This is a genomic window from Flavobacterium columnare (genome assembly GCF_014844295.1).
In the GTDB taxonomy this organism is placed as follows: domain Bacteria; phylum Bacteroidota; class Bacteroidia; order Flavobacteriales; family Flavobacteriaceae; genus Flavobacterium; species Flavobacterium columnare.
In genome coordinates, this window is the sequence record NZ_CP054494.1 from 1,870,089 (window position 1) to 1,883,943 (window position 13,855).

Annotated in this window: 11 protein-coding genes, 1 tRNA gene and 1 pseudogene; 5 read left to right on the forward strand and 8 right to left on the reverse strand. The window is 31.2% G+C overall.

Annotated elements, in window-relative coordinates:
• Positions 1-247 precede the first annotated feature (247 nt).
• The 6 genes from HUE53_RS08095 to HUE53_RS08120 all read right to left on the reverse strand — a co-directional run bounded on the left by HUE53_RS08095 (position 248) and on the right by HUE53_RS08120 (position 8,377).
• Complete coding sequence (locus HUE53_RS08095; protein WP_192188844.1) at positions 248-1,438, reverse strand: C1 family peptidase; 1,191 nt, start codon at positions 1,436-1,438, stop codon at positions 248-250.
• 410 nt (positions 1,439-1,848) lie between these two features.
• Entirely contained in the window at positions 1,849-2,691 is an 843-nt protein-coding gene (locus HUE53_RS08100) for a T9SS type A sorting domain-containing protein (protein ID WP_014165707.1), read from the reverse strand.
• 94 nt (positions 2,692-2,785) lie between these two features.
• Positions 2,786-3,751 carry a T9SS type A sorting domain-containing protein gene (locus tag HUE53_RS08105; RefSeq protein ID WP_077225520.1) on the reverse strand — a complete coding sequence of 322 codons (966 nt, stop codon included), beginning with the start codon at positions 3,749-3,751 and terminating at the stop codon, positions 2,786-2,788.
• Positions 3,752-4,058: 307 nt separating this feature from the next.
• Positions 4,059-4,397, reverse strand: coding sequence for a T9SS type A sorting domain-containing protein (locus HUE53_RS08110; RefSeq protein WP_014165705.1), 339 nt, complete (start codon positions 4,395-4,397; stop codon positions 4,059-4,061).
• Positions 4,398-4,493: 96 nt separating this feature from the next.
• A complete protein-coding gene (locus tag HUE53_RS08115; RefSeq protein WP_192188407.1) occupies positions 4,494-5,663 on the reverse strand; it encodes a hypothetical protein in 1,170 nt (389 codons plus the stop codon).
• 35 nt (positions 5,664-5,698) lie between these two features.
• Positions 5,699-8,377, reverse strand: a complete 2,679-nt coding sequence (locus HUE53_RS08120) for a TonB-dependent receptor (RefSeq protein WP_065213861.1) — start codon at positions 8,375-8,377, stop codon at positions 5,699-5,701.
• A 181-nt stretch (positions 8,378-8,558) separates the two neighbouring features.
• Between HUE53_RS08120 and HUE53_RS08125 the strand changes: the two genes are divergently transcribed.
• The 3 genes from HUE53_RS08125 (at position 8,559) to HUE53_RS08135 (ending at position 10,737) form a co-directional block, all read left to right on the forward strand.
• Positions 8,559-9,242, forward strand: coding sequence for a response regulator transcription factor (locus HUE53_RS08125; RefSeq protein ID WP_014165702.1), 684 nt, complete (start codon positions 8,559-8,561; stop codon positions 9,240-9,242).
• Complete coding sequence (locus HUE53_RS08130; protein ID WP_014165701.1) at positions 9,242-10,297, forward strand: sensor histidine kinase; 1,056 nt, start codon at positions 9,242-9,244, stop codon at positions 10,295-10,297. Before HUE53_RS08125 ends, HUE53_RS08130 begins: the two co-directional genes overlap by 1 nt.
• Positions 10,298-10,419: 122 nt before the next feature.
• Positions 10,420-10,737 (forward strand): toxin-antitoxin system YwqK family antitoxin, encoded by a 318-nt coding sequence (locus HUE53_RS08135; protein WP_060381367.1) that lies wholly within the window; start codon positions 10,420-10,422, stop codon positions 10,735-10,737.
• Between the two features lie 202 nt (positions 10,738-10,939).
• Here HUE53_RS08135 and HUE53_RS08140 read toward each other — a convergent pair whose 3' ends face one another.
• Positions 10,940-12,007 (reverse strand): glycosyltransferase, encoded by a 1,068-nt coding sequence (locus HUE53_RS08140; RefSeq protein WP_065213860.1) that lies wholly within the window; start codon positions 12,005-12,007, stop codon positions 10,940-10,942.
• Positions 12,008-12,110: 103 nt separating this feature from the next.
• Between HUE53_RS08140 and HUE53_RS08145 the strand changes: the two genes are divergently transcribed.
• Together HUE53_RS08145 and HUE53_RS08150 are read left to right on the forward strand one after the other, a co-directional pair.
• A complete protein-coding gene (locus tag HUE53_RS08145; protein ID WP_102135408.1) occupies positions 12,111-12,458 on the forward strand; it encodes an ISAon1 family transposase N-terminal region protein in 348 nt (115 codons plus the stop codon).
• A gap of 145 nt (positions 12,459-12,603) precedes the next feature.
• Positions 12,604-13,434, forward strand: a pseudogene (locus HUE53_RS08150) (ISAon1 family transposase).
• A 90-nt stretch (positions 13,435-13,524) separates the two neighbouring features.
• On the opposite strand, the gene HUE53_RS08155 reads toward HUE53_RS08150, so the two are convergent.
• Positions 13,525-13,597 (reverse strand) — tRNA-Gly (locus HUE53_RS08155).
• Between the last annotated feature and the right edge of the window lie 258 nt (positions 13,598-13,855).

Sequence of the window (13,855 nt, forward strand, 5' to 3'; positions counted from 1 at the left end):
TTGATAATAATGAGTTCGATATTTTATCGGACTCATTTTTGTTTAGATTAGACTTGATTTTTCGTTATTGTAATATTTAATGTATTCTTGAATTTCTTAGAGTTTTAATTTTGCTGCCCATTATTTTAAAACTTATATCGAAGATAATTTTTGTTTTCTACTTTGATTAATCGTTTTTTACGATTAAATATAAAACAACAAACCCGAAAAATTTTAATTCGGGTTTGTTGTTTTATATAGAGGTTTTTTATAGTTTTAATTTAGATGCAATGCCTGTAGGTACCGCTTTTTTATGCAACATAATGGCGGTTGCTTTATATTTTGCAAATTCTTTCGTCATATACAAATATCCTTTGTAGTCATTTGTCGTACCCCAAGAGTTTTTAACGATATAATATTCTTTACCGTTTTGATCTTTAGAAATTCCAACAATATGCATACCGTGATCATCAGTAGTTGTGTAATTATCAAATGCCTTTTGACGCATTTCCTCAGTTACTGTCATTTCTTTTTTAGGGCCATTAAACATATCTGATTTTTCATCAGCAGTCATCTCCTCAAATTTTTTCTCAGGGACATAAGCTACACCGTTTTTCCAAGAAAAACTTTTTTCGCTAACATCCCCAGCCCAAGCTACTGAATAACCATTTTTAATTGCGTTGTCAATAATATCAGTTAATTCATTCATTTTTACATTATATACTTGATCAAAATTCCAATTATCTGGAACCATTAATACGAATTTAGTATAGTAGGGATGTTCTTGTAAGGAAGAAATTTCTACATAATCATCGGCATTAACGCCTACTACTTCTTTAGCAAAGGTTTCAGGGGTATAGGTTTTACCTTCAAATTGAAAAGTTTTAGGTACTTGTCCAAGATAACTATCAATCATTGCAGTATAGGCTTTTTCCCAATTAGGAGTTAGTTCTCCATTAGGATTGGTAACAACAGCCTTTAAGAAAGCTTCAATTAGAGAACTCATTTCAGCAAATTTATTTTTATCAGTTCCATAATTCAAGCCTGTATAAACAGATTGAGGAACGGTTCCATATTTGCGATACATATTAATCACATCATGAAAAGCTCCGCCATCGCCTAGAGCAACTGAACCATGCATACGGACATAGTTTCTTCCTTTTTCGATATACGCATTACGAGCAGAATAAATTTGTGCTAATTCTACTGGTTTTTTACCCATGCGTATCATTTCTGATTCTAAAAATGAATTAGCAGAATAACTCCAACAAGTCCCTGAAGAGCCTTGGTTCTTTATAGGAGTATTTTCAATATTTATAACGTCAGTAAATTTGAAAGATTCTTTACTTTTTTCACTTGCATTTATTTTTAGTGAATTGACCAAATTATCTTGTGCAAAAGCACTGATAGTTATAATAAACGAAGCTGTTAGAGCAATGTTTTTTCTAATTTTAAACATATCGTTTTTGAATTTTAATATTTTGGAGGTAAAAATAAGAATACTGAATGAATAAGATTTGAATTTAATCATTTTTTGTGTTTTTTAAATATGAGAATCTAAAAAAGACTTTACTTCTTAGATGATAACATATAAAAAAGTGGGTTTTAATCCAGATTGCGTATTAGAAATGTATTACAGATAAAAAGGACTTTGAATCTAAAAAGTACTCCCTTTTTTGTCCTCAATGTAATAAAACTACCGTTTTGGTAAAAAAGCTGTTTATTCTTAACTTCTTTGTATTTTTCATCTTGATCCGAAAGGCTAACGCATATTTGGGTTTAAAGAAGTCTGAATATCTTTATTATAAAAAAGGCTGCCTTAAACTATTTTGCACTGCAGCCTTTTGTGTTTTTGAATTAGATTGAGCCTTATTCGATTATAATTTTTCTAGTTGCTGTTTTACCTTTTTCGGTGATTTTAGCAAAATAAATTCCTTTAGTTAAAGATGAGATATTAACAATTTGATCAGTTACTTTAGATGATAAAGTTTTTTGTCCTAAAGTATCATATACTTCAATTTGTTTTTCTTCAAAATTACTAGAAGTAATATTTAAAACTGAATTTGCAGGATTTGGATGGACTGATAAGCCTTCTATTTCATTGTTTTTTTCATTGTTTAAAACAGAACTAGCTTCAATTTTTACATTGTCTATTCTCCAATTAGCAGCAGGGTCGTAAACTCCTAAAATAGGTTCGTAGGTATTGTTGTTTGGATTAACAATAGAGACAATTCGGAAACCAAAATTAGGATTGTTATTGCATCTGGGATCATTGATTAATAAAGATTTCATTGGAGAAGCTGTAAAACCATTTGTCAGATCTCCATTGTTATTAGCTAAGATTTCCCAAGAATTTCCGCCATCAATAGTATATTCGTATTGTTGCCATTTAGAAGAAGCATCCTGTCCTCTTGGGTCAAATTTTATGATAATTCCTGAGTAGCCATTAGTACTTACCATAAATTGATAGCCAGCTGTTCCAGAAGCCGTTCCTTGAAGTGGAAAATTTTTTATACTATGTGCAAACCCTGCACCATTGCCGCTTTGGTAAGTGTTTGGGTTGACCCCTCCAATTAGACTTAATGTTCCTGTTCCTAGGTTTGGATTGGTTGTTTGTCCATCAAAACTCCAAGAGGTTAATGTGGTCTGTGCAAAGCTGTTTGAAATAAAAAGGAATAAGCTGAATAGGGAAAATAATGATTTTTTTTTCATTTTAATAGTTTTGTTTTGTTTTGTTTGCAAAAGTATAAAAAAACCTCTTTGGGTGTTTGCTTAGAGAGGATAGCTTTTTTTATTCAAATAGAGTTTACTCAATTACGATTTTTCTGATGGCTATTTTGCCTTCTTCGGTGATTTTAGCTGTGTAAACTCCCTTGGTTAAAGAAGTAATGTTTATATTTTCATTGGTTGTTCTAGTGGATAAAATTATTTTTCCTAAAGAGTCATATACTTCAATTTGTTTTTCTGAATACTTGTTTGATGTTATGTTTAGAATTGATTTGGTTGGATTGGGGAATATTTGTAGTCCAGAAATTTCATCTAATTTTTCATTAGATAAAAATTGTGGATCTGTTGATGTTGCTTGAATGCTAAAGTCATCTAAACCTATCATAGCGTCATTTCCTAGGTCGTTTGTGTCAGTCCATCTGATCCAGAGTGTTCCCCCATTGGCCGGCCAGCCATTTCCTGTTAATCCAAAGGTAAAAGTAAAATTACTATTGTTTCCTAAAGCGTTGCCATCTATGTTAGCTGTTGTAGGAGTAGTTGTACTGGTAGTAGCGTTTTGTTCTACTAAATCGCAGTTAGTTACTGTTGTCCAAGTACCTGTTGATAAAGAGGTAGCATCATAACTATAGGCAAATGCTATTTTTTCAATCATAGAACTGGTGGCTAATCTCCATTGTTCGGTTTTTCCACTAATCTGTATTTGGGTAATGTTTTGTGTCAGATTATTGATAAGGTTTAGACCTATTCCAGGAATTGTGCCTGAAGAGGCTAGTACCGCAAGGCATCTTTCATTAGTTGAGTTAGTTCCTGCTGCGTAAACTCCTCCGCTGTTGGTAGACCCGTCATTATTTGTTAGTGTTAGAGCTGTAGTAGATGTACCTGAAAGTCTTGCCATAAACCAATTGGCGGGTAGAGCAGGGGCTGTTGTTCCAGTAGTCATTGAGTTGAAATCCTGATTGTAGGGTGTGTTTAATGCTGAAATTGGAACTTGGCAAAACCCTAAATTTGCTAACAAGAATGTTCCTAATACGTAAATTTTTTTCATGTGTTGTTGTGTGTAATTTGGTTTTAAATTTAATAAAAAATATATTAAATTTATTTTTTTGATTGTTTTTTTGATTATTTTGTAAGAATAATCTATGATTGATTGATTGAGTTGAAAGATGTTTATTTTTGTGAGGGGATTCAGGTACTGATGTTAGGCAAAAGAGGGTGCTCTTAAAATTGGTTTGAAAAAGATCTATTATTTGTATGTTTTGATGAGAAAAGGGGTAAGTTTTCATAACAGATTTCCATTCTTTAATATTTTAAAAAATGAAAGGTAGATTTAAGGGGGAAATGTTTTGGGCAGGTTACTTTACAATAAGTTTTCTAGTTATTCTTTGTTCTCCTTCTTTAATTTTTATTATGTAAACGCCTTCGTTTAGGCTGGTTATGTTTAACTCCTTTGCTGTTAATAATGTTTGAAGTACTAATTTTCCAAGGACATCATAGATTTCAATCTCTTTTGAAGAGGTTGATCTAGATGTAATGTAGATTCTTCCACTACTGGCGGGGTTAGGATATATTGTAAGGTTGTCCAAAGGCTGTTCTTGATATTTTCCACTATAGGAGTCTCTAGCCTCCTGAGCTTGAAAGACCAACGTAAATAATGTGGAAATAAGGATACTGTACAAGTAGTTTTTCTTCATTCAATACGGATTTCTACAAAGTTAAAAAAAATATATATAGATAAAACAAAAGCCTCAAAAATAGAGGCTTTTGTTTTGTTAAAAAATACTAAAAAATTAAAAAGCGTATTTTGTCCAATTAAAAGCAGTTTTGTCAGCTCCTGTATTGGTTTCGTTTTTGTTTAATAGCCCTGCTCCATTGATTTCTTTAGCTGGAGATGTTGTTAAATCTTTAAGGTTAACACTAATTGTTGTGGTAGGATTGCCAGCTCCTTTTTTATCGTTCATGTTAATTAAGGTTACTGCGTATCCTGTTCCCTTTACGACAGCATTTGTTATTGTAGATTTTGCACCACGACGAACCATAAAGACATCCATCATTTGTTTTGTTATGTCATTAGTGGTTACAGGGTCTATTTTAAGGTCAATAGTTAAATTCTTGATGGTGTTATCAGATTGTAAGTTACAAGTAGGAGTGTTACCATCTAAATTACCATCTCCTTCTAGACCTCTTGGGTCGGCTTCTGTACTTGTAAAACCTTTTTCCCAAATTCCATAAGCATTGTCTAAAGTGCCTCTCCATCCTTGTGTATAGTCAAACATATCGTCATCTGTGTTAATACATAAGATATTTTTTAGGTTGACAGTTCCACCAAAGAGTTCAACACCATCATCAGCGCAATTTTTTACAAGTATATTTTCAATAATGGTACTATTTCCAACACCATTTAGGGTTAGACCGTTGTGTTCAATATTGGCAGAGGATTTAGCTCCTGTATTATTGAGTATCAAATAACGAATAATGCCTGAGTTATCAGTGTCGTCATTACCACCATAAGTATAAGCTGAGTTAATTTCGGTTGAACCGGTTGGGGTAGCATCCGATAATTTAGCTTTGCCATTAATGATTAAACCGCCCCAGTATCCTGATTCTGTTGTTTCTATGTCAGCTTGCATGATTACAGGTTTATCAGCCGTACCGTTTATGTTTATTTTACCTCCTTGTAAGGCTAAAATGTAATTACTAAACCCTTTTTTAGATTTGATTATGGTACCTGCGGGAATGTTTAGAGTTCCTCCATTATCTATAATTAGAGAGCTGTTCAAATAGTATGTTTTAGAAGGATCAAGAGTTATATTGTTTGTAATAGTGCCTGATAGGTTTTCTGTTCCTGCTGGCGCACTGATAGTTGCAATTGCTTCATCATCTGTTGTTTTTGTACAAGATATTATAGCTGTTCCAGAAACGGTTAGCAATGTTAATAAACTTAAAACTGATTTTTTCATTTTGGTTAGTTGTTTTAATTAGCAATTATATAATTTTAAAAATCATACGTTAAACCTAGGCTAAAATGGATTCCTTTTTGGAATGATTTAAGGACAATATTTTCGCCTCCATTAATGCCTCTTCTGCTTAGTGAATAAGTAGGATCTAATAAGTTTCTAGTTTTTATTTTGATAGCGAGATGTTTGTTGATTTTAGAAGTAGAAATAAAATCCAATCCTAGTACTCCTTTTTCTATAATATCTTCGTAAGTTAGGGTTCCAATAGTATAAATACGATCACTAAAATAGTTTAATACGAAAGTATTGGTAAAGTTTTTGTCATCTTTAGATAAAGTACTGGATAGGTCAAAATTAACTAAGAAAGGGGAAGAACCTTCTAGTTGAGTTTCTTTTTTAGGTGTGTTCAAAACATCTAATGTTAATTTAGAGTAGATATAAGAAGCATTAAGTCCTAATGCTAATTTAGCATCATAAGAATGAAATTGTGATTCTAGAATGTTTTTTCTTAGTTCAACTTCTGCTCCTAAGACTTTAGCTACATTAGCTATGTTTTTATATGTTAAATAACCTCCTGATCCTCCTTCTTCTACACGAGCTATTGGATTTTGAATGTGTTTATAAAAACCCGTTAATGAAAATAGTTCTGATTTGCTTATATAAAAATCCCATTTAGCATCTAGGTTGTAATTTTCAGAATACTTTAGGTCTTTATTTCCTTGACTATTAAAATTTACGTCTATGTAAATATATGGTGAAATTTCTTTAGCTTGAGGAAGGGTATAGGTTTTGCTACTGGCTAAACGGAACGAGTTTTTTTCTGATGCGTCCCATTTTAAACTAGCGTTGGGTAATACGAATGTATTTTTAATAGTTGATTTTCCAATAGTACTACCTTCGTTTACATTGTATTGCACAGCCAGATTTACGTAGTCTATGCTTGCTCCCATATTTATGGTTAGTTTAGGGGTAACTAAATAGGTTAGATCACCGTATCCAGAATGTATGTTTTTTTGTGCATTGTATTGATCTTTATTGGCATCAAATGTTACTTTTCCATCAATAAAATTTTGTTTGTTATAAGAATCGTCTAAGTTTATATTTTCATTATATATTCCCGAAAAGGCTCTAAAATTGTATAGTGTAGCTGAAAATTTATCTTCAACTTGTCTTCCATTGTAGCCAAACTTGATAAAAGACGTTTTATCATTTGCGTTTTGATTATTTAGTTTGTGTGAAACTTCTAGTTTCGTATTCAAATCAGTTTCATCTAAATTCAAGAAAGTTCTTGTTTGCCTACCATCTCCCCCTGTAAAAATAAAATCTTTTTCGTTTCTTTGAGTGAGATTGTTTACTCTTCTATCAGGCTCTTTGCCAGAAGTAATATTATATGATACACCAGCATTGAAGTTTGTGTTTTTGTTTAATTGAAATTGAGCTAATAATTGATTTACAATTAATAAATTATCATTATTTTGTTGTCTAATCATTAGTCCTTTATCATCAAAACCTCCCTGAAATTTATCATTGTCTAAACCGTAAAATTTAGAATAATATTGATTATTATTGTGAATTGCCATACCGTTATAATCAAATCGGAACTTATTTAGTTTTAGAGATAAATTCAATAGTCCTAATTGATTAATGCCGCGATTAAACTTGTCGCCTACTTGATCTCTGAAGATTACTCCTGTGGTAGTTGTGTTTTTTACAAATTGTTTGGTGTAACTAAAATCCGTTGCATGTGATCCTACTAAAAATGCAGAAAAGCTATTTTCGCCAAATCTAATCTTTTTACCTATTGTTAGTCCCAAAGAATGGTTATAAGGCAAATGATTTGTAGTAGGATTAAGCTTATTAGGAAAATTGTATTTTTGACTAGTTAATCCAGGGTTAGTGATGTTAGATATCCCCCAGTAATCTACTCCTGATTGTTGTTTGAAATCAGTATTGAATACTCTTGTATTACTACCTGTTGAAAGGTCTAGGGATACAACAGATGATGTGTTTAGCTCTTTGGATGAAATGTCTATATTAGCTCCGCCTACATCACTAATTTTAGTGGAATTAAAAACCTTATTAACAGAAATATTTTTGATAATATCTGTGCCAAAAAAATCCAAGGAAATATTTTTGTATTCAGGATCTTCGGAAGGAATTGGAAAGCCATTTAATGTAGTTGAATTATAGCGGTCTCCTAAACCTCTTACGAAAACATTTTTTACTCCTTCCTGTTTAGAAATCCCTGCAATTTTAGTAACAGCAGCCTGTGCATCACTTATTCCCTTTCTACCCATTTCTTGAGCACCAATTATTTGCTTCATTTCAACGGCATTCTTCTGTTCTAATAATAAAGCAGTTTCTTTTTCCCGACTTACAGTTGCTTTTACTACGACGTCTTCCATGGTTACACTACCAGAACCAAGAATCTGATTAATTTCTTTTACTTCTCCAGTATTAACAGTAATTTTAACTTCTTTAGTTTCATATCCTAAAAAACTAAAGACTAACGTGTGCATACCGGAAGGAACAATTAAGTTGTACCTCCCTTGTAGATCAGTAGTGGTTCCTGTAGATGTGCCTTTTAGAAGAACATTAGCAAAGGGTAAGGCTTCATTGTTAAGATCTTTATCTGATACTGTTCCAGTAATAGTTGCTTTTTGAGCCAATGTAATCATTGTAAAAAAAAGGAACAATAGAGAAAATTTAAATTTCATTTTGTTGTGTGTTTAATTCGAATGCAAAGTAATTTGGGCTATGTAAAAAGGAGGTTATTTGGATATTATAAATAGGTTTAATAAACGTTACCTAATCGTTAACATATTAAATTTGTGTAAGGTTAAGTTTTTGTTTCGAATAATAGCTAATTTTACACTCGAACAAACACAAAACATAGTGATGAAAAAGAAGGATATTAGAATTCTTTTAGTAGACGACGAAATTGATATTTTAGAAATTGTTGGCTATAATCTTTCACAAGAAGGGTATCAAATTTTTACCGCTGAAAATGGTAAAAAAGCGGTAGAAAAAGCAAAAAAGTATTTACCTCATTTAATCTTAATGGATGTTATGATGCCTGAAATGGATGGAATGGAAGCATGTGAAATTATTCGTAATACGCCAGAATTACAAAATACGATTATTGCATTTTTAACCGCTAGAAACGAAGATTATTCGCAAGTTGCAGGTTTTGATGCTGGCGCTGATGATTATATAGCAAAACCCATTAAACCTAAAGTATTAGTTAGTAAAGTAAAAGCTTTATTAAGAAGGTTTAAAGAGGTAGAAGTGTCCGCTGAAAAACTAAATTTGGGAGGTATTGAAATAAACCGTGAAGAATACAAAATATACAAAGACAATAAGGAAATTATTCTTCCAAGAAAAGAATTTGAACTTTTTTATTTACTAGCATCTAAGCCAGGAAAAGTATTTAAGAGAGAGGAAATTTTAGATAAAGTTTGGGGGAACGAAGTGGTAGTAGGAGGAAGAACCATAGATGTTCATATCCGAAAATTAAGAGAAAAAATTGGGGAAGAACTATTTAAAACAATAAAAGGAGTTGGGTATAAGTTTGAATACTAATGGGGTTAATGCTTAAGAAATCATATACGTTTGCGTTTCGATCTTCTACATATATTACCCTGTTTTCAACAGGGTTAGTGCTTTTATTAACCTATTTATTCTTTTTGATTAATTGGTTATTTATAAGTGTTTTTGCTTTCTTAACCATGTCTTTTTCATTTTTCGTCTTGCAATATCGAGTAGAAAAATTTATTTACAAACGAGTAAAGAAAATTTATGATGAAATTTCTTTTTTAGATGCTGTAGATTTTAAAAACCAAGCTATAACTACCGATATGGCTACATTGACCAAACAGGTTAAAAAATTTGCAACGGATAAAAAGTTAGAAATTGAAATGCTCAAAGATCGTGAAGAATATAGAAGAGAATTTCTAGGAAATGTTTCACATGAACTTAAAACACCTCTTTTTACGGTTCAAGGTTATATTTCTACTTTATTAGAGGGCGCGCATAAAGATAAAATACTCCGAAAAAAATATCTAGAACGTGCCGAAAAAGGAGTCGAAAGATTGGTTTATATCGTTAATGATTTAGATATGATAGCTAAATTAGAATTAGGAGATGAAACGCTAAATATTCAATCATTTGATATTGTTGCATTAGCACAAGAAGTAATGGATTTATTAGAAATTAAAGCTAATACAAAAGAAATTACCTTAAGTTTTGATGAAAAATATGTTAAACCTATTCACGTAATAGCCGATAAAGAAAAGATTCAGCAAGTCTTGATTAACTTGGTTGTGAATTCTATTAAGTATGGTAAAGAAAAAGGATCAACCGAAATTTGTATAGATGAATTAGAAAATAACAAGGTATTAGTACGCGTTATGGATAATGGTGAAGGAATTGAACGAAAACATATTCCTAGATTATTTGAACGTTTTTTTAGAGTAGATAAAAGCGGATCCCGTATGGAAGGAGGCTCTGGTTTAGGGTTGTCTATAGTAAAACATATTATTGAAGCCCATCATGAAAAAATATATGTAAAAAGTACATTTAATAAAGGTTCTGAATTTTTATTTACACTCCAGAGTGCTAATCAATTTACTGCTTAAAACATTGTTTTGTTATTTTTAATGTTAATAAATTGTAAAGTAAATGTTTTTTAATTGTTAATTATGTAAGTTTTTTTTAAATTTGATGGAGACTATTTGTAGAACCCATAAAATTTTGAATTATGAAAAAACGTATATCAATCATTACTTTATTATTTACAGTAGCCAGTTTTGCTCAGTTAATAGAGCCTAAATATGAGATTCAAAATAATTTAATAAAAGCCACTTACTATTATGACAATGGTAAAATAATGCAAGAAGGTTTTTATAAAGACGGGAAAGTTCATGGGAAATGGGTTTCCTATACGAAAGAAGGAAACGAGTTAGCTACAGGACAATATGAATCGGGACAAAAAGTAGGAACTTGGATTTTTAAAGAAAACGGGGTCATAGCTCAAGTAAACTATAATGATAATCGTTTAGTTAACTTTAAAAAATGATAACTGTTTGAAATAAATGAGGCGGTCCAAAAAGTAATAAATCAACATGCAGTTTGTCACTCCGAATGAGGAGTCTCATAGTCAACATTGTGTGATTTCTCCCTTTGGTCTAAATGAAAGATTGCGAACTTTTTGGACAGTCTCACTATAAATATTAATATCTTACCTTAAAAGAAGACAAGTAGAGTACGTTTAAAAATCACTATTTGTCTTCTAAATTAAAAACTTCGAAATATTTTTTCCAGTTAATTTTATTCTGAAATGGAATAAATCCTTTAAAATTAACTATTTGTTCCAATTTTTTAAGACTAAATTCATCTTGTAGACAATACGGTATTATTTGTTCATGACTTAGTTTATGTGCTAAATATATCTGTTCGTATTGTCCAGGAGTAGGAATAAAAAAAGCTTTTTTACCTAGATAAGCTAAGTCCATAACGGTGGTATAACCAGAACGACAAATGATGTATTCACTCGTGTTAAAAGCGATTTCTAATTGTTCAGAATTCATAAAATTATAAAAAGTAAAAACGCCCTCATTGCTGATTTTTTGCTCTTTATCAATGTTTCCTTTTACAAATAAAACAGACCCGTTATAGTCTTTTAGTTCTAATATTAATTTTTTTTCAAGAAGACTTCTTTGTGGTTCAGGACCTGATAAAACAACCATAAGATCATACTGAATATTTAATTTTTGGTTTTTAAAACGACTGATAGGACCTAAATAAAGAACATTTGTTAAAGGCTTTTTTAGATGACCTAAATCACCTGTTAAATTTCTATCTCCTTCAAAATCAGGTACCCAACAAGATGTGTATTGTTTAATCACTAGTTGGTGTAACCAAGAAGTAATCAAAGTCGTATTACCAGTTAAAACATTTAATTGATGAGTAATATAAACACAAGGTATTTTTTTTGAATAAATACCCAACCGATTGTCAGAAATAATACCTTGTATATTATAAACCGCAATAATCTTTTTTGTTGCTAATCGTTCTAAAAAAATGGCTCTTAAAACCGTATGACTATTTTGCATTAATTTCCATTTAAAAAAACGACCCTTTTTTGCATATTTTATTTTATACGAAGGAATTGAGATAAAAGTTAAAGAAGGAAATTCAAATTTTAATAATTCAAGAGCCTCACCATCTGAGGCTATGATAGGATTCATGCCATGATCTAAGAGGGCTCTTATAATAGGAATACAACGCGTGGCGTGACCTAAACCCCAATTAAGGGGGGCTACAAGTATGTTTTTAGTTGTTCTCAAATATTATATTTATAAAAGAAAGGTAAAGATAAATCGGATCAAGAACAAAAGTTGGGGAGAATTTAATTAAAAAAGGAGATCTTTATCAAATCTAAACACTATTATGGACCCTATAACTCTTTTAAAATTGATGCTTCCTGATTTTCTAGTTGATTATTTTGAAATAATTTCAGTTGATAATTCAGAAGAAAACCTACATCTTTATTTTGAAGAAAAAGCAAAACCTCGAAAAGAGTTTGACAACATAGAGTTAGCCTCCAAAGGCTTGACAGACGAAATAACAATTCAAGATTTCCCACTAAGAGGAAAGTTTGTGTATTTACACATAAAACGTCGTCGTTGGACTAATAAAAACACAGGTGAGATAGTTAAAAGAGATTGGAATTTAGTAGCTAAAGAAACACGTATGACGCAAGAATTTGCATCTTTTTTAAAAGAAATCAATCGATAACACAGCTATAGAATCTCAAACTATTGGTAGTTTCTTTGGAGTTAAGGGTAAAAAACTACAAAGACAGTATAAAAAGCATCTAAGCTCCTTTAGTTCTTGGGAACCAAGAGAACACGCGCATCAATGGATTATTTATCCCCAAAATATGGGGACACATCTATCAATTGATGAAGTAGCTTTGTATCAGGGGGAACTTTACACTATTGTAACCAACAAAAAATTCAAAGGTAAAAAAAGTTCCTTAGTAGCTATTATTGCTGAAACAAAGGATGATCAAGTCATAGAACATATCCGTAAAATTGATCCTGAAAAAAGAAATTGTGTCAAAGAAACAACATTAGATATGGCCAATACTATGAAATTGATAGCTAAAAAATGTTTTCCAAAAGCAATACAAGTAACCGATAGATTCCATGTCCAAAAACGAGCCTTAGAAGCCTTACAAGAAATCAGAATCAAATACCGATGAAAAGCTATAGATATGGAAAATCAAGCCATAATAAAAGCAAAATCAGAAAACAAAACACATATTCCACAAATTTTACCCAATGGTGATTCCCCAAAGCAATTATTAGCTAGACACAGGTATTTACTCTATAAATCTCGCCAAAAATGGACGATAAACCAACAAGAAAGAGCTGAAATTCTATTTGAACTATATCCAGAGATAAAAACAGCATACCATTTATCTCAACAATTAAGAAATATCTACAACACCAATAACGATAAAAATGTTGCAATGTTAAAATTAGCCCATTGATATAGAACAGTAAAAGAATCAGGATTTAAAAACTTCAACATTGTTCTAAATACAATAACACTCAATTATCAATCAATACTAAACTACTTTGATAATAGAAGTACTAATGCAGCTGCTGAATCTTTTAATGCTAAAATAAAAGCCTTTAGAAGTCACTTTAGGGGGGTAAGAAAGATAGATTTCTTCTTATTCAGATTATCCAATCTTTTTGCATAATCCCCACTTTTGTTCTTGATCCGTTTTTACCAACTATTTTTGACTATTAAACCGGAAAATAAAAAAGCCTTGAATTTCTTCAAGGCTTTGAGCGGAAGACGAGGCTCGAACTCGCGACAACCAGCTTGGAAGGCTGGAGCTCTACCAACTGAGCTACTTCCGCATTGCTGGTGCAAATATAAGCAGATTTTCTTTATATTTCCAAATCTTAAATGACTTTATTTTTAAAAAAAATATACTTTATTTTTCAAATGACTAGCAATCAAAAAAATACAACAAAATAAATTTTTAAACTTTTTAAAATAAATGTCTATTTTAGCATCCCAACACAAGAACTAGTCTTACTATTGCACCTAATAGGATTAATTAATTTTAGTATTTAAATAAAACGATCAGGTTCACTCGTTAAGGATGACAAAAT